The 17,533-nt window shown below is 40.7% G+C and carries 15 protein-coding genes; 10 read left to right on the plus strand and 5 right to left on the minus strand.

The window, feature by feature from the left end; translation table 11 throughout:
* Positions 1–39: 39 nt before the first annotated feature.
* The gene (locus tag FLM54_RS04315; RefSeq protein WP_178955375.1) at positions 40–2,346 is read right to left on the minus strand and encodes a TonB-dependent receptor plug domain-containing protein; all 2,307 of its coding nucleotides are present in this window, start codon (positions 2,344–2,346) and stop codon (positions 40–42) included.
* A 286-nt stretch (positions 2,347–2,632) separates the two neighbouring features.
* On the opposite strand from FLM54_RS04315, the gene FLM54_RS04320 reads away from it, so the two are divergent.
* Both FLM54_RS04320 and FLM54_RS04325 read left to right on the plus strand, forming a co-directional pair.
* Entirely contained in the window at positions 2,633–3,541 is a 909-nt protein-coding gene (locus FLM54_RS04320) for a GGDEF domain-containing protein (protein ID WP_109875604.1), read from the plus strand.
* On the plus strand, positions 3,525–4,523 hold the full coding sequence (locus FLM54_RS04325) for an AraC family transcriptional regulator (RefSeq protein WP_178955377.1): 999 nt from the start codon (positions 3,525–3,527) through the stop codon (positions 4,521–4,523). The genes FLM54_RS04320 and FLM54_RS04325 overlap by 17 nt, the downstream gene beginning before the upstream one ends.
* On the opposite strand, the gene FLM54_RS04330 is transcribed toward FLM54_RS04325, so the two are convergent.
* The 3 genes from FLM54_RS04330 to ettA all read right to left on the minus strand — a co-directional run bounded on the left by FLM54_RS04330 (position 4,524) and on the right by ettA (position 7,663).
* Positions 4,524–5,432, minus strand: a complete 909-nt coding sequence (locus FLM54_RS04330; protein ID WP_178955379.1) for a histone deacetylase — start codon at positions 5,430–5,432, stop codon at positions 4,524–4,526.
* A 57-nt stretch (positions 5,433–5,489) separates the two neighbouring features.
* Positions 5,490–5,852: a PilZ domain-containing protein gene (locus FLM54_RS04335; RefSeq protein WP_054202042.1), complete on the minus strand. Its 363-nt coding sequence runs from the start codon at positions 5,850–5,852 to the stop codon at positions 5,490–5,492.
* 137 nt (positions 5,853–5,989) lie between these two features.
* The gene (gene ettA, locus FLM54_RS04340) at positions 5,990–7,663 is read right to left on the minus strand and encodes an energy-dependent translational throttle protein EttA (RefSeq protein ID WP_178955381.1); all 1,674 of its coding nucleotides are present in this window, start codon (positions 7,661–7,663) and stop codon (positions 5,990–5,992) included.
* Between the two features lie 377 nt (positions 7,664–8,040).
* Here ettA and FLM54_RS04345 point away from each other — a divergent pair, with 377 nt between their 5' ends.
* The 4 genes from FLM54_RS04345 (at position 8,041) to metH (ending at position 13,533) form a co-directional block, all read left to right on the plus strand.
* Entirely contained in the window at positions 8,041–8,691 is a 651-nt protein-coding gene (locus tag FLM54_RS04345; protein WP_178955383.1) for an outer membrane beta-barrel protein, read from the plus strand.
* A 193-nt stretch (positions 8,692–8,884) separates the two neighbouring features.
* Complete coding sequence (metA, locus tag FLM54_RS04350) at positions 8,885–9,832, plus strand: homoserine O-succinyltransferase (RefSeq protein WP_008111930.1); 948 nt, start codon at positions 8,885–8,887, stop codon at positions 9,830–9,832.
* Complete coding sequence (locus tag FLM54_RS04355; protein ID WP_178955385.1) at positions 9,822–10,892, plus strand: homocysteine S-methyltransferase family protein; 1,071 nt, start codon at positions 9,822–9,824, stop codon at positions 10,890–10,892. Before metA ends, FLM54_RS04355 begins: the two co-directional genes overlap by 11 nt.
* A gap of 10 nt (positions 10,893–10,902) precedes the next feature.
* Positions 10,903–13,533 (plus strand): methionine synthase, encoded by a 2,631-nt coding sequence (metH, locus tag FLM54_RS04360; protein ID WP_178955386.1) that lies wholly within the window; start codon positions 10,903–10,905, stop codon positions 13,531–13,533.
* A gap of 107 nt (positions 13,534–13,640) precedes the next feature.
* Here metH and FLM54_RS04365 read toward each other — a convergent pair whose 3' ends face one another.
* Complete coding sequence (locus FLM54_RS04365) at positions 13,641–14,189, minus strand: hypothetical protein (RefSeq protein ID WP_178955388.1); 549 nt, start codon at positions 14,187–14,189, stop codon at positions 13,641–13,643.
* Between the two features lie 778 nt (positions 14,190–14,967).
* On the opposite strand from FLM54_RS04365, the gene FLM54_RS04370 reads away from it, so the two are divergent.
* The 4 genes from FLM54_RS04370 to FLM54_RS04385 all read left to right on the plus strand — a co-directional run bounded on the left by FLM54_RS04370 (position 14,968) and on the right by FLM54_RS04385 (position 17,485).
* The gene (locus tag FLM54_RS04370; protein ID WP_178955390.1) at positions 14,968–15,348 is read left to right on the plus strand and encodes a hypothetical protein; all 381 of its coding nucleotides are present in this window, start codon (positions 14,968–14,970) and stop codon (positions 15,346–15,348) included.
* Positions 15,349–15,417: 69 nt separating this feature from the next.
* Positions 15,418–16,173 (plus strand): hypothetical protein, encoded by a 756-nt coding sequence (locus tag FLM54_RS04375; protein WP_178955392.1) that lies wholly within the window; start codon positions 15,418–15,420, stop codon positions 16,171–16,173.
* A 57-nt stretch (positions 16,174–16,230) separates the two neighbouring features.
* Positions 16,231–16,674 carry a hypothetical protein gene (locus FLM54_RS04380; protein WP_178955394.1) on the plus strand — a complete coding sequence of 148 codons (444 nt, stop codon included), beginning with the start codon at positions 16,231–16,233 and terminating at the stop codon, positions 16,672–16,674.
* 115 nt (positions 16,675–16,789) lie between these two features.
* A complete protein-coding gene (locus FLM54_RS04385; RefSeq protein WP_178955396.1) occupies positions 16,790–17,485 on the plus strand; it encodes an aspartate/glutamate racemase family protein in 696 nt (231 codons plus the stop codon).
* Positions 17,486–17,533 lie beyond the last annotated feature (48 nt).

The following is a 17,533-nucleotide window of genomic DNA, read 5'->3' on the forward strand; positions in this document are numbered from 1 at the left end:
TGGTTTGCCATTACGTGCTTAAAATGACAATACGTGTGATTAGAATGCGTAACGCAGCATTACTTGAATCACAGGGCCTGCTTCTTCCGATTCAAGCTCGTACTCATCAAAGGCGCGATTGTTTTGATCATCAAGCGAGTCAAACTTATTGAAAACTTCGTCTTTGCTGGCATCCAGTAAGTTTGAACCGACAAGGCGTAGAGTGATGTCATCCCAGCGCTTTTCAACGAAAAGCTCTAAATCAGCACCGTAAGAGGTTGTCACTTCTTCACCCACGAAGCGTCCGTATGCATCACCTTGGTTACGATACGTTGCCCCAAATGATGCGCGTAGTGTTGGTAAATCTTGGATAAAGCCAACGTTATAAACATAATCCGATTGGTCATTAAATTTGCGCTTACCAAAACTGTCTTCAACTTCACTGTCGAGCCAAGAGTAATTTAAGAAGATACCTGTGTTAGGCATGTTTAAGGCGCTCAGTGGGGTTGATAAATCAAATTCAACACCTTGTACTGTGCCATCACCAGTATTTTGTGGTTGCAGTACAAATGTGCCTTCGCCTTCTGAGCCTTCAACACCTGTACTGGCAATTTCAATAAGGTCGCTAACGTCACGGTAAAATACGTTTACACCGACAACGCCACTTTTACCTAAACGGTATTCGTAACCTAAATCGATACCCCAAGATGATTCTGGTTTAAGGCTTGGGTTGCCTAAAAAGTCATTATCAGCGAGCTCTTCTTCAAGTAGGGCGGGTGTCATGTAGTCAAAGTCAGGGCGACGTAAGCTGCGAGCAACAGAGGCGCTGACTCGTCCGTTATCACTGACGCTGTAACGAAAGTGAGCCGACGGTAAGAAAAAGTCATAATCGTTTTCGGCAGTAACGCCTTCATTTGTATCGGTAATGCTTGAGTCAGTTGACTCCCAGCGCACACCCATCTCCCACGAGAACACATCCGCTTCGTGTTTGATTAGCGCAAATAAATCAAAACGGTCTTCTTCAAGTTTATTAACCCCGCCGTCTACTGGTTCAAATTCGTTATTAAAACCGGCAAGAGTCAGTGGATTCTGAGAGAATTGATCCCAATTGGTAAAGTCTTTTTCCAGCTCATCTTCAGCGACAAAAATGGCGGTATCGCGCTCTTTACCTTGCACAAAAGCACCAAACTGAACTTCTTTCGAGTCACCTACCAGTAAGCTGTGCTGCCATTGTAATGACCACTCTTTATCATCAATATCAACGGTTTCTTCAGCTTCTTCAAACACCATTGGGAGCTCTGACGTATCAAGTTCAACCTCTTGCTCATACACTGATTCTTCAAAGCTGGCATAACCTAACTTAAATTTGCTGGTACCGCCCAGTAGTGGTAATTCATAGCCAGAATTAATGTTGTAGTTGGTTTGATCAATAAACGAAACGTTTGCGTTATCTGAGATTAAATTACCACCCTCAACGACAGAGCCTGAGGTTGCAGATGCGTCGTCGTATTCAAAAGAGCGCTCATCTTCGGTACGGTCGGTATCAACCCACATGGCGCTAATATCAAACTTGCCACCGTTATCAAACACCTTTTCAAAGCTGGCATTTAAAGAGGTGTCATCGCCATCACGGATATCAGATTGATCTTCACGGTTATCAAAATCGTCTGTAGCGTAATTAGGGTTATTTTCAGGGCTATCGCCATAACGTCTGCTTGATTTTTGTTTTGGGTTATAACGACCTTGTAAATTGGCACCTACGAGTAAACGGCCACCTGCAAATTCAGTACCGTAAACGCCCGCAAAGCTTTCTTTTAGTTCGCCGTCATCGTAACGTAAGCCACCAGCGCGAATATAACCACCGTCTAAGCTGTAGCCATCGCGAAGTACAATATTAAGTGTGCCTGCTATGGCATCGGCAGAGCGGTTGGCACTAGATGAACGAATAATTTCTACACGCTCAATTAATTCTGCTGGGATACGGTCCACAAAAAATGAACGGTCAGCACCGGCACCCGGAACTTCTTCGCCATTAATAAGTACTTTTGTGTAAGCAGGGCTTAAGCCGCGCATACGAGCGCCGTCTGATTCAAGTACGTCAGATAAAAAAGTAACACTAGGAACACGCTTTAGTGCATCACCGGCGGTGAGTGGTTCAAAACGTTGAAAGTATTCTTGTGAATATTCAAGCGTTGGCGCTAGTTCTTGCGAGCGGTTGCGATAACCAATCTCACCATAGACCACAAGTTCTTCAGAAACCTTTACTTCAGGTTCTCTTGGTGGTGTTTGTTCTTGTGCATTCACGATAATACTAAATTGGCTCAGTGCTAATGCCGCCACAACAGCATTTAACTTAAATTGTTTCATTGATTTGCTCCGGTTGTCCTTGGTTTGGTGAGCAAACTAAAAAAAGTTAATGACGCTAATGTGACAGTTTTACAGTTAATTCCTGACAAAACGCCAACTTAGCGCTTTTTAAACAGACATTTGAGCTGTTTAAACACGGCTCCAGCGCACTAAAAATGGTTATTACTAGGTTAAATACCTAAAAACTTTAATCTCAATGTCATATCAATGAGCCAAAATGACTCTGCCTAATAAATCAGTACCGCGCTAGCATACGTAATAGTGTAAATCTTAGAAGACTTAAACAATGCGATATAACCCATTTACCAGCCATGCAAAATTAACCAACACCATAATTTTATTATTGGTTATTGCTGTAGCAATATGCGCTTACTTTGGCGAACTTAAGCAATGGCAAGAAATTGCGTGGCTCGATATTGTTGGTGAGGGCGGTATAGTGTTGATGACCCTCAGCTGGATAGTTGCGTTACTAATTTCACGCCCGTCAGGCAAAGTAACTACCTTATTAGTATTAGGTTTAGGTTTGTTTATGTTCTCAGCCACACTCGATTTACTTGATGAGTGGTTAAAACAACCTTCACAATTATGGCTCACCTGGTTTGAGTCACTACCAGCGCCGTTTGGTATGTCGCTTACCAGCGCAGGGCTTTATTATTGGCATCAAGAGCAATTTGTTTTAAATCGTCAATTGCGTCGTCGTGAAGCGCATCTTCGAGAGCATGAAAAAGTCTGTCCGGTAACAGGGTTATACCGAGTTAACTACTTACATTCACTCATGCAGCAACAACAAACAGAGCAACAAGGCGGCACTTTAGGTGTTATTGATATTCGTGATTTTGCAAAGTTTAATGCGCAGTTTGGTTTTAGTGAAGGTGATAGGTTACTAAGAGAGATTAGTGATTTATTAGTAATGAATTGCCGGTTAAATGATGTGCTTTGTCGCTATGCTGGCGATTGCTTTATTGTGCTTATGCCGAATACCAGCCAAAGCCAAGCCAAAGAATTACTAGCGCAAATGAAAGCGGCGCTTAACCATTGTGCGTTTAAAGTCGCAAAAAGCAAAGGCGCACAGTTTCAGCATATTTTAACCGCCACCATGGCAATGGATTTAGCGCAAGATCCAGTGCAGCAAACCAGCCTGTTACATCAACAATTACAACAAGAAAAGGCGCTTGTAGGTGCAGCAGTATATTAGCCTAGATGATAAATACCTCAGCGCGGAGGGAATGATCACTGCGCTGGTGGAACTTGCTCAAGGGCGAGGGATCCCGCTGCATAAATTGCTGCGTGGTACGGGTATTTTTGAGCAAGATTTATATGATCTATCACAGCGCTTTAGTTTATCGCAGTTATTGGCTTTAATTAGCCAGTTTAAAGCCTTAATGAAGAGTAATGATAGTGGCTTTTTACTGGGTCATCAATTGGTTAATGACGTTAGCCCAGCAGTGCAAAGTGTGCGTTTAAGCCCCAGTTTAGGTATGGCTTTGAAGCAATTACAACAAATTAGTACCGTTATTGCCCCTTTATTATTTACCCGTAGGCATATATTTAAAGACGATTTATATCTGTACTTGCAACCGAGTATCGGTATTGACGAGTCATTAAAAAATTATTGTTTTGAAATATACAGCGCTGCGTTAATGAGCTTACTAAAACGAGTATGTAATGTGTATCCACATTGTTATTTTGACTTTACCTGTAAACGCCCTCGGCATATTCAAGAATATGAGCAGCACTTAGGCTTACGAATACGGTTTGAACAACCCTATACCCGTTGGCATTTTAATAAACAACTACTTAAGTGCACAAACCCAGAGGCTAGTCAGCTTAGGTGGCTGCAGTGCATAGCGCAAAGTGAGTTACATAAGAATGTATCACAGTCTTTTGTTGAGGCTGTGTGCCAGCGCATTTACCGTGATAAAAACAACAGCCTTGCTAACAGTGCTGAGCATTTTGCCATGAGCTCTGCTACGTTTAAACGTAAGTTAAAACAACACGGTGTCAGTTACTCTCAATTACAAGATGAGCAAAATAAACTTAAAGCTCTGCATTTACTGGGGGTGTGCCAGCAAGGTAATGAACGAGTGGCTGATCGGCTTGCATTTTATGATATTCCTAACTTTCGCCGAGCATTTAAGCGTTGGACCGGCATTACGCCAAGTCAGTTAAAAATATAATTAAAAACTAGCCGCTTGCTCTATAACAATGCCATGGCGCTTTGCTAGGCGCTGATGATCTCTGTCATAGCCTCCACCAATCACAGTGGCAACAGGAGTATTATTTGCAAGGCAGCGTTTAAGCACTAAGTGATCGCGCTTTTCTATCCCTTGCCAACTAATATCCAGTTTGCCTAAGCCATCCTCTTGCCAAATATCAACGCCAGCATCGTATAAAACAAGATCCGGGTTAAGCTCGTTTAATAAAAATTGCAGTGTATCGTCAACAATACCTAAATATTCAGCGTCTTGCATATTATTAGCTAAACCAATATCTAAATCGCTAGGGGACTTTCTAAATGGGAAGTTTTTTTCACAGTGTATTGAACAGGTAAACGCATATGGTTGATGAGCCAGCATAGCTGCGGTGCCATCGCCTTGGTGAACATCTAAATCAAAAATCAGTACGTTGGTAACTTCCCGGTTTTGAATTAACGTTTGTGCGGTAAAAGCTAAATCGTTAACCATACAAAAACCCGAGCCAAAATCACTGTGGGCATGATGAGTGCCGCCTGCTAAGTGGCACGCAAGTCCAGTTTCAAGTGCTAAACGCGCGGTTTGCAGTGTTCCCAACGGAGCGGTAAATGTGCGGTTCATTAGTGCTTGTGACCAAGGCAAGCCAATACGGCGCATGGCTTTTTCATCTAGGCGGTTATGCCATAAATCGTGAATGTAGTTTTCACAATGTACTATTTCTAGCTCTTCTACACTACCATGTGGTGGTTCTGTGATATTACTGCCAGCAAGTCCAAGGGTTTTAACATGCTGGTGTAGCTGAGCAAATTTACTCATTACAAAGCGATGCTTGGGATCAAAACTAAACGAGTAGTTAGGATGATAAACTAAAGGTAGATTGGGGTTCAAACTCATATCTGCGTCGTTTAATTATTTTTGGTTATGGTAATCAACTTCACGCAGTGCGTCTATTTATGTTTGGTGAATAAGCGTTTCAAGCTCGCGGTGTAATAATGTTTCATCGGCAAGGTTTAGCTCAACTAAACGCTTTAAATGCGTGATACTGTCTATATCAATACTGTGGCATTTAAGACCAATATGATTTTCTTCTATGTGACGAATAACCACCGGCATTTTTATTTCAATATCGCTTTGTGGCAAAGTAAAACGTAGTACTGCTTCGTCATTTTTGTTCCCAGTAAATGTATCGCTTTTAGTAATAAGCGCACCATGTAAAGAGATATCTAATAGAGTGCATTCATACTGGCTGCTAGCCATAACTAATTGCGCTGCAGTAGAGAACATAATACGAGAAAATTGCCGACGGTTTTGCATAATAATCTTATAAAGCTGTTATTTATAATAAGCATAGCTGGTAATGCCCAACACGCCAATTTGCTTAAAGATAAAAATAGCTCGTATAAAAAAGCCCCGCATTAAATGCAGGGCTTTTAACTTATTCACTGTGGCTGTTAGCCAATTTTTTTATACTTTATGCGCTTAGGCTGTGCAGCTTCTGCTCCAAGAGTCTTTTTAAGCCACTCTTCGTATTCAGTGTAGTTACCATCAAAGAAGTTAATTTGGCCTTCGTCGCGGTAATCTAAAATGTGTGTAGCAATACGGTCAAGGAACCAACGGTCATGCGATATACACATTACACAACCTGGGAATTCTAAAATAGCATTCTCAAGAGCACGTAATGTTTCAACGTCCAAGTCATTAGTTGGCTCATCCAGAAGCACTACGTTGCCGCCTGCTTTTAACAGTTTAGCTAGGTGTAAACGGTTGCGCTCACCACCAGATAAGTCTTTAACAAACTTTTGCTGATCGTTGCCTTTAAAGTTAAAACGGCTAACGTAAGCACGGCTTGGGAACTCAAAGTTACCAATTTTTAGTACATCTTGGCCGTCAGAGATTTCTTGGAATACTGTTTTGCTTTCGTCCATGTTGCCACGGAACTGATCAACTGTTGCCAGTTCCACTGTTTCACCAATGCTGATATTACCGCTATCTGGCTGTTCTTCACCGCTTAACATTTTAAATAGCGTTGATTTACCTGCACCATTGGCACCAATAATACCCACAATAGCGCCCTTAGGCATGCTAAAGCTTAAGTCATCAATTAAAACGCGGTCGCCAAAGCTTTTATGTAAGTTGTTTACTTCTAATACTTGGTCACCTAAACGAGGCCCAGGTGGAATAAATAATTCGTTGGTTTCGTTACGTTTTTGGTAATCAGACTGTTGTAGCTCGCTAAACTGCGCCATACGTGCTTTTGACTTAGCTTGACGACCTTTAGGGTTTGAACGCACCCACTCAAGTTCTTGTGCAATTGATTTTTGACGTGCTTTTTCAGATTTTTGCTCTTGTTGTAAGCGGGCATCTTTTTGCTCAAGCCAAGAAGAGTAGTTACCTTCCCACGGAATACCTTCACCACGGTCAAGCTCTAAAATCCAACCTGCTACATTATCAAGGAAGTAACGGTCATGCGTTACTGCCACAACAGTGCCTTCGTAGTCATGTAAGAAGCGCTCTAACCATGCAACCGACTCAGCATCTAAGTGGTTAGTTGGTTCATCGAGAATCAGCATGTCTGGTTTTTCAAGTAACAAACGACAAATAGCAACACGACGGCGCTCACCACCCGATAGGTGCTCAATTTTAGCATCCCACTCAGGTAAACGAAGTGCATCGGCAGCACGCTCTAAAACGTTATCGATATTATGACCATCGTGGGCTTGAATAACCGCTTCTAATTCACCTTGCTCTTTAGCCAGTGCGTCAAAGTCAGCACCTTCCATTGCGTATTCGTTATACACTTCGTCAAGGCGGTTAAGGGCATGTTTTACTTCACCTACAGCTTCTTCAACAATTTCACGAACTGTTTTGCTTTCGTCTAAAACAGGCTCTTGCGGTAAGTAACCAATTTTAGTGCCTGGTTGAGGGCGAGCTTCACCTTCAAACTCTTCATCAACACCCGCCATAATGCGAAGTAGTGATGATTTACCAGAACCATTTAAACCTAGCACACCAATTTTTGCGCCTGGGAAAAAATGCAACGAAATATCTTTTAAGATAGTGCGTTTTGGTGGCACAACCTTAGATACTCGACTCATCGAGAATATAAACTTATCAGGTAAAACCATGGAAGAAGCCTTCAAATAATAATAAAAATTTCAATGCTGTATTGTAGTGGCTCACAGGTGAAACAGTCAACGAATGGCGTAGCTTTTCAAAAATAAGTAGGCTGTAAGAAAGTGTAGTAAATTGTTTTATATTGTATTGATCAATTGTATGGGTATTTAAATAACTGCATAGTGTTAACAGTTGTTTAGAAGAAAAATATAATGAATAAGTTTAAGTCTAACTTGATTTGCGTTTTCTTAAAAGCGCACATCTTAATTTTAGAGCTGTAATTTGGTTTCACTTTTGTCGTAACACAACTTGAATTTTTATATTGAGCGTTTAGGCGTTTATAAAAGGTATTTAAAACATCACCAGATACTAAACTAAAGGAATAATTATGAAATTAAAATGGCTTGTATCCCTAAGCGCAATAATTTTGGGAGGGTACTCAGTTGCGAGTAACGCTGAGATAATGCGAGTGAATGGACCTTATCAAGGGTTCGGCTTAGGCTCTACCGAATTCGATGTTTATGAAGGGGATAGCCTGCAGTTTACAACGTTTTATACTCAAGTAGGTTATCAGTTTTCACCATATTTTGCACTAGAAGGGCGTTTGGGTATTGGTTTAAATGAGGAGCCAACGCCATTAAATGGGGATGTTTATACTCAAGAACCATTGACAGGAAAAATTACTTCCGAACCTGTACATACTCAAGTTGGTTCCGGCTTACAATTACAAACAAGCATATTTTTAAAAGCTAATTACCCAGTTTCTTCCCGAGTTGGTGTATTTTTATTTGCGGGATACGCTAGAAATAAGTTGAGCTATAACGATGACTACAGCCGTTTTGCAAAAGAAGTTATTGGCTCAAACACAAATCAGTTTCTCATTACAGAGGAAAATTACGATAAGGATGGCAAAACATTTGGGGCGGGGGTTGATTACATGTTAAGCCAACGCTGGCAGGCAATTGCAGAATACCAGTATTTTGATGCAATTCAAGGTAATATCTATGCTCTTAACTTTTCTATAAATTATCGTTTTTAAAACCGCATGCGCTACTGACTCTGGTAGCGCAACTCAAAAAATATTACTTAATAATTCTAAGTGCTTCTATAAATTTCGTTTACTATCCTAAATTTCATTTAGACATCCATACATCTAGAGGTTGATATTTTTGGCATTCTGTTCATAATGAGAGCGTATTAACTCTCGGTTTTTATGAGCAGGAGCTTTAAGAATGCCAATTACAGTAGAAGACGAATTGCCAGCTATTGCACGTTTACGTCATGAAAACGTGTTTGTAATGCCAAAAACGCGTGCAAAAACCCAAGAAATACGCCCTATGCGTTTGGCTATTCTTAATCTGATGCCTAATAAAGTAGAAACCGAAGTACAGTTTATTCGCTTGTTGGCTAACTCTCCGCTGCAAGTAAATGTTGAGCTATTGCGCCTTGATACGCACCGCAGTAGTAGCAACTCAGAGCAACACTTAGATACTTTTTATCGTTATTTCTCAGAAGTAAAAAACAACAACTACGATGCACTGTTAATTACCGGTGCACCGCTCGCACATCTAGAGTATGAAGAAGTAGCGTATTGGGAAGAGCTCAAAGTAATTATTGATTGGGCCGAGCAACATGTAACTTCTACCTTGTTTTCGTGCTGGGCTGCCCACGCGGCCTTATACCACCGTTATAATTTAAAGCGCGATTTAAAAGACAATAAACTCTGCGGGGTGTTTACCCATCAATGTTACTTTGCCCATGGTGCACTTACCCGCGGCTTTGACGATACCTTTTTAGTACCCCACTCACGCTATGGCCACATAGATATTAATAAAATAAACGCCTGTGAAGAGCTGGTGGTATTAGCGGGCTCTGAACGAGTAGGGGCGTATTTGCTTAAAAATAAATCGGGCAGCCAAGTGTTTATTACCGGCCACCCCGAATACGATGCCGACAGTTTAAAAGCCGAATATGAGCGCGATTTACAAAAAAGTCCCGATGCGCCAAAGCCTGAAAACTATTTTCCTGATGACGATGCCAGCAAACAACCGTCTAAAACATGGCAAAGCCACGCGTTTTTACTGTTTTCAAACTGGTTAAATTATTACGTTTACCAAACCACACCCTATGATATTAACTTAGTTAGCCAAGACGTAAGGACTAACAACTATGCCGAATAATCCTCAAAACAATAAGCATGAACAGCTAAGCGCTGCGCTCAAACAGCGTATTTTAATTTTAGATGGTGCAATGGGAACCATGATCCAAGCGCATAAGCTTGAAGAGCAAGACTACCGTGGTGAACGTTTTAAAGATTGGCACGTGCTTATTAAAGGTAATAACGATTTATTAAGCCTAACCAAGCCTGAAATAATTACTGATATACACCGCAGCTTTTTAGCCGCCGGTGCCGATATTATCGAAACCAACACCTTTAACTCGACCACTATTTCGATGGAAGATTACGACATGGCGAGCATAAGCCGTGAAGTTAATTTAGAGTCAGCTAAGTTAGCCCGTACTGTATGTGATGAATTTAGCGCTAAAACCCCAGAAAAACCGCGCTATGTAGCGGGTGTGTTAGGGCCAACATCTAAAACCTGTTCGTTATCGCCGGATGTAAACGACCCTGGCTATCGTAATATCACCTTTGATAAGTTAGTGACTGCGTATGTGGAGTCTACTCTTGCATTAATGGAAGGCGGCGCTGATTTAATACTTATCGAAACCATATTTGACACCCTAAATGCAAAAGCCGCCTCATTCGCGGTAGAAGAGGCGTTTGAACAAGCAGGGCGTACATTACCAGTGATGATATCAGGCACTATCACCGACGCCTCAGGCCGCACGCTTTCAGGGCAAACCACCGAAGCATTTTATAACTCTATTCGCCATATTAAGCCGCTTTCAATTGGCTTAAATTGCGCTCTTGGGCCAGATTTACTGCGCCAATACGTTGAAGAGCTATCACGCGTGTGCGAAACCTTTGTCTCTGTTCACCCTAATGCGGGCTTACCTAATGAGTTTGGAGAATACGATTTAGAAGCAGATGACATGGCAAAAGAGATTATAGATTGGGGTAAATCGGGCTTTATTAATATTGTTGGCGGTTGCTGCGGCACTACGCCTGCGCACATTCGTGCCTTTGCCAAAGGGCTTGAAGGCGCAGCACCACGAAAATTACCAGAGCTTGAAGTGCGCATGCGTCTGTCAGGCCTAGAAGCCTGTAACTTAAATTAAGGAGCCGCCAATGACCCAACAAATTGCAGTATTTACCAATGTCGGCGAGCGTACTAACGTAACTGGCTCGGCCATGTTTAAACGTTTGATCATGGAAGAAGACTACGAGACCGCCCTTAATGTGGCCCGCGAACAAGTAGAAAATGGCGCCCAGGTTATTGATATCAACATGGACGAAGCCATGCTGGACTCAAAAGCGGCCATGGTGAAGTTTTTAAACTTAATTGCCTCAGAGCCTGATATTTCTAAAGTACCTATTATGGTCGACTCCTCAAAGTGGGAAGTCATCGAAGCAGGCTTAAAGTGTATTCAAGGCAAGGCCATTGTTAACTCCATTTCACTTAAAGAGGGTGAAGAGCCGTTTATTCGCCAAGCTAAAATTATAAAACGCTTTGGCGCCGCCGCTGTTGTGATGGCGTTTGATACCGACGGCCAAGCCGATACCGCCGATCGTAAGTTTGAAATTTGTGAGCGCAGCTACCGTATTTTGGTTGACGAAATTGGTTTTCCGCCAGAAGACATTATATTCGACCCCAACATATTTGCCGTTGCCACCGGCATAGAAGAGCACGACAATTACGCCGTAGAATTTATTGAAGGCACCCGCCGTATTAAGCAAAATTTACCGCACTGTAAAGTGTCGGGTGGGGTGTCAAACGTATCGTTCTCGTTTAGAGGTAATAACCCAGTACGTGAAGCGATTCACTCGGTATTTTTATACCATGCGATAAAAGCGGGTATGGATATGGGCATAGTAAACGCAGGGCAACTTGCGGTTTACGACGACATCCCCGAAGAACTTCGTAAAGCCGTAGAAGACGTAATTCTTAACACCGACCCAGGTGCAGGTGAGCGCCTTGTTGAACTTGCACCTAAATATTCAGGCATGGCGCAAGCTGAGCGCGTAGAAGATTTAGAATGGCGCACTTGGTCGGTTGAAAAACGCCTAGAGCATGCCCTAGTAAAAGGCATAACCACCTTTATAGATGAAGACACAGAAGAGTGCCGTGCTGGCGCAGATAAACCTATTCACGTCATTGAAGGGCCACTTATGGACGGCATGAACGTGGTTGGGGATTTATTTGGCGCGGGTAAAATGTTTTTACCCCAAGTGGTTAAGTCGGCTCGGGTAATGAAACGCGCGGTCGCTTACCTTGACCCATTCATTGAAGCCGAAAAAGAAGAGGGCGCGACCAACGGTAAAATTGTTATGGCTACCGTAAAAGGTGACGTGCACGATATAGGTAAAAACATTGTAGGCGTAGTACTGCAATGTAATAACTACGAAGTAATCGACTTAGGCGTAATGGTACCTGCCGATAAAATACTGCAAACAGCAATTGACGAAAAAGCCGATATTATAGGCCTTTCGGGCTTAATTACCCCATCGCTTGATGAAATGGTACATGTTGCCAAAGAAATGAAGCGTCGTGGCTTTGAGCTGCCGCTAATGATTGGCGGGGCAACCACCTCAAAAGCGCATACCGCAGTAAAAATAGAGCCGCAGTACGACAAAGGCGTGGTGTATGTAAATAATGCCAGCCGCGCCGTGGGTGTGGTGTCTAATTTATTATCAAAAGAGCATAAAGCAGAGTTTTTAGCTAAAACCAGCGCCGAGTACGACAAAGTACGCGAACAACAAGCACGCAAAAAGCCGCGCTCAAAACCAGTTACCATACAGCGCGCCCGCGATAATGCTGCAAAACTCGATTGGGATAACTATACGCCACCCGTGCCTAAAAAGCTGGGCGTGACTGAGTTTAAAAATGTATCAATCGCGACTTTACGCAAATACATAGACTGGACGCCGTACTTTATGACCTGGTCAATCGCCGGTAAATATCCGCGCATAATAACCGACGAAGTAGTGGGCGAACAAGCACAAAGTCTATTTAAAGACGCCAACGATATGCTCGATGAGCTTGAAAAGTCAGGCACTTTGCAACCATTAGGTGTTATTGGTTTATTCCCAGCAAACCGTGTGGGCGATGATATAGAAATTTACACCGACGAAACCCGCAAAGAGCTATTAACTACCTCATGTCATTTACGCCAGCAAACCGAAAAGACCGACTTTGCTAACTACTGCCTAGCCGATTACATTGCGCCAAAAGGCACACCCGATTACTTTGGTGCGTTTGCGGTAACAGGCGGTTTAGAAGAAGACGACCTCGCCAATGCGTTCGATGCCAAGCAAGATGACTATAATAAAATAATGGTAAAAGCGGTTGCTGATAGGCTTGCCGAGGCCTTTGCTGAATACTTGCACGAGCAGGTGCGTAAAGAGTATTGGGGTTATGCACCGGATGAAAACCTAGGTAACGATGAGCTAATACGCGAAAACTACCAAGGTATTCGCCCAGCGCCTGGTTACCCAGCGTGCCCTGAGCACACCGAGAAAAAGAAAATTTGGCAACTACTCGATACTGAAAAACGCATTGGTATGCAGCTCACCAGCTCGTACGCCATGTGGCCAGGTGCTGCGGTGTCGGGTTGGTACTTCTCACACCCACAAGCGAAATACTACGCTGTAGCGGCTGTGCAAAAGGATCAGGTAGAAGACTACGCTAAGCGAACTAATATGACGATCGCAGAGGCTGAAAGGTGGTTATCGCCTAACTTGGGGTATGAGCCAGAGTAAAAGAGCAGCGGTCAAAAGTTGAAGCGGTCAGTTTTTAGCTGTCAGCTATCAGTAAAACAAAAACGAGCCGATTTAGGCTCGTTTTTTAAATTACACATAAAAAATCTTTAAGGGTTATTGGCGAGTAGCTCATCTACTTTTTTTATAACATCTTCTGGTGTTGGTTCTGTCGTTTGTTGTTTTAACCAATCTGTTATTTCTTCGCTGACTCTGTAACCTTTTTCAATGCAGTAGTGTTGAGAGGTAACCCAAATATCTGCCCTCCTAGAAGTGCTATACGAATTACAAACCGTATAGCCTTCACTTTTAATTTTACTTTCAATAAAGTAAGTATAAGTAGGAACTGAAATTAATAGTAAAATTAAAGTAATCCCACAGAGCTTATACCATTTAATTAGAAGCTCTGGTTTTATTTCAATATTTCTTACTTTTAAGAATATCATTCGAGTAAGCATTGCAAATGCTGGCGTATATAAAATTAAACACGCACTAAAACTTTTCTCATTAAAAATCAGCGGGTGCTTATTTAACGCCTCAAAGACAAATACTAATTCATTATATGACGCAATCGGTAAAACTATGGTGATGATAAAGAATAAAACAAATAAAAATACACTCTTTATATTTTCACTTAACGTTATTCTTTCGTGTTTCATTAAATTCCCTTTAATCAACATTTAAATAAGGCATACAATTAAATTACGATTAAACTTTATACGGTTTTCGTCATATGCATTATTAGCAATTCTTAGACTAGCTATAATTTTTTAGTTATCCTATTGGTATAAATTAAACACATAGCTGTTCCTCTAACAAGAGTGCCTACAAGAATAAATAAACTAGACTCCACTTTAAGTCTTTCACTGTGAAAAACGAAGTAGCAGGCTTTGTTTAGGTTAAAAAAGTAAGGTGTCTTATGTCAATTTTACAAAAGCATAAAGCAGGTTTAGTTCATATAAAAATATTATCATCGTATCAATTTTTAAGAGTAGAAAAACTAAATGCAAGGATCGCGGACTATTAAAACTTATGAAGTTAGCTTCTTAAAACGTACTTTAAATTTAGTTTTACTATTTACCCATATAATTTTTTTATTTGCAGTAGCTGCCATAGCATTCGATCGTGAGAGTTTTGAGGCGATAAGTAACGCAAGATATGGCAATAGCGCTCCCTTAATGCAATCTAAATTAGCAGATATATTTGTATCCTCTTGGTTTGCTTATTTGTGCTTAGCTTTGATCCCCATAACTTTAATAAAAGAGCGCTTTATGAAAAGCTATAACGTTCGAATTTATTCAAATGTACTAGCTTCGTTTATATGCGGATTAATAATCTATATATTCATTAATAAACTGTATAGTTTATAAGGTTTATTTAATGTGACTTTTAGCTTCTTTAATCGGAAATTTATAACTTAAAAGGAAAAAATATCTAATGGAAAATATTTTTTGTGGGTATTATGATGAGGAAACGGAGCAGGATGTTCCATTACAACCAAACATTAGTGAAGCTATAACCTTTTTCAAAAGTTTTATTTGGGAGAATGAGAATTCAGAATCCGCCATGAAAATTTTATTTTTTCAAGCTTTAGGGGATAATGAGGCTTCATTACAAATAAGTTGCCTAGAAAAAAGTTTATGGTGCATTTCTACCAGTGTTTCCATCCGAAGGCGCTTTCTTGGACCTTTTTTTAAGCGTAACACCTTCAAAATCTTTATAGATAAAAATGAAGATGAAACAGAAAGTATAATACGTTTATTTTATGATAGTTCGCCTCACAAATTTGCTGCCTTTTTAAAAAATAGTAAAGGCTAAGCCTTAAGAGGAGTTACACATTTAATCTCTTTATAAATCTATTCTATTACTTTGAATAAAGGACTATCAATGAAGTATCTAAATTACATATTACTTTGCCTATCTCTATTTTTCACATCGAACACATTTGCGCTTGAGCAAAAGTATCACGAGAGTGTTTTACCTGTTATTGCTGCTTTTAAAACGCATGATAAAACTGCGATTGCTGCGCATATTCGCTACCCTCTAAAAAGGCAGTATCCACTTCCTGATATTAAAAATGAAGCTGAGTTTATTAACCGCTTTGATGAAGTGTTTGATGAGGAACTTGTTGCCGTTATTGGCAGCTCTAATATCAATACCGATTGGGATAACGTAGGTTGGCGCGGCATTATGCTAAATAACGGCGTAATGTGGGTAGACACAGACGGCAAAGTTATTGCTGTGAATACACAAAATACCACTGAGCAAGCACATGCAGAAAAGTTAATCGCTCAAGATAAACAATCACTCCATTCAAGTATTAAAACCTTTCAAAAACCAATACTTGATTGGAAAACAGCTAACTATCGTGTTCGCATTGATGATTTAGGCGATGGAAACTTCCGCTATGCGTCGTGGAGCATTGATAAAAGCCCAAGCGACAAGCCTGATATCGTTTTAATTAATGGTGATATTACCTTTGAGGGTAGTGGCGGCAATCATCACTATACGTTTAAAAATGGACGTTACAGTTACGTGTTACATGTCACTATTATTGGTTGCGATACATCTTCACTTGGTTGGCTTGAAGTATATAAAAACGATAAGCAATTGTTATTTGAAGGCGCTGTAAGTAAAGGTTAATACAGTAGCGAAAAGAGTACATAGTTACTAATGATTAAACAGAATTAGATATAAAATATGAAAATAGAAGATATAAAACTTAAAATTGAAAGATCTGAATTTTATAAAAACTATAATGTTAAACAGTTGATTAAACTGGTTATTGATTTATATGAAAGCTACCGAATTGAAAATACTAATTTAGAGTATGACGGCGATATGCTTCTTTTTCAGTGCAGGGAAGATAGCCTTAGTAAAGACTACTTTATTGTTGATATTACACGCCAAATTATTCCTGATTTAGACGACATAGATGAAGCTACAGATGCTATGCAGCAACTTAGTACGACTTTTAAATTTTTACCAAGCGAGGCTGCATTTGCGCTTTCAACAACGAGTCAGTGGTGTTCTGCGTTAAATGAGGTTGATAGTCTTAGGGCGTTTATTGAAAATAGTGAAGCTTTTCAATGGGCTATTAAAAATGATGTGGTAAAAGTAGATATTGAATTATCTTATATATAAATATTAAAACAATAACTGTAGTCGCATGAGTTGCATCTTACTTCTTTGCTTACTGTCAATGTAAAAAATTATTTAGCAATTTGCTGCTCTTAACCACTTTAAACAAGGCAATTTTATGAAAACGATTGGCATGCTCGGAGGTATGAGTTGGGAGTCTACAACCAGCTATTACAAAGCCTTAAACGAAGGCGTTAAAAACTCATTGGGTGGACTACATTCAGCCAAAATTTGTATGGTGAGCGTCGATTTTGCAAAAATTGAAGCACTACAGCATCAAGGCGATTGGCAACAAACAGCTAAGTTACTCACCAAGGCGGCTAAATCTGTTGAGGCTGGTGGTGCCGACTTTTTACTTATTTGTACCAACACTATGCATAAAGTGGCCGATGAGATTGCCAGTAATATTACCATTCCTATTTTGCACATAGCCGATGCCACCGCCGAGCAACTAAAGCACGATAACATTACGCGAGTAGGGTTGTTGGGAACGCAATTTACAATGGAGCAAAACTTTTACAAAGAGCGTTTAACCGATAAGCATAACATTGAGGTATTAATACCTGAGCCTAATGAGCGAAAGCGTGTGCACGAGGTTATTTATTCGCAGTTATGCCAAGGGATTATTGATGACGATTCGCGAGCCGATTATGTGCGTATTATAGAGCGATTATTTGAGCAAGGCGCGCAGGCCATCATTTTAGGCTGTACTGAAATCGCCTTGTTGGTAAAGCCACAACATACGCAGGTTCCGCTTTACGATACTACCAAAATACATGCCGAAGCAGCAGTAAAACTAGCGCTGGCAAAATAAATAAGGTTGAGCTTAATTCTGTAAATAATTACTTCGTTATGCTTGCAT

The organism is Pseudoalteromonas sp. Scap25 (genome assembly GCF_013394125.1).
Classification (GTDB): domain Bacteria; phylum Pseudomonadota; class Gammaproteobacteria; order Enterobacterales; family Alteromonadaceae; genus Pseudoalteromonas.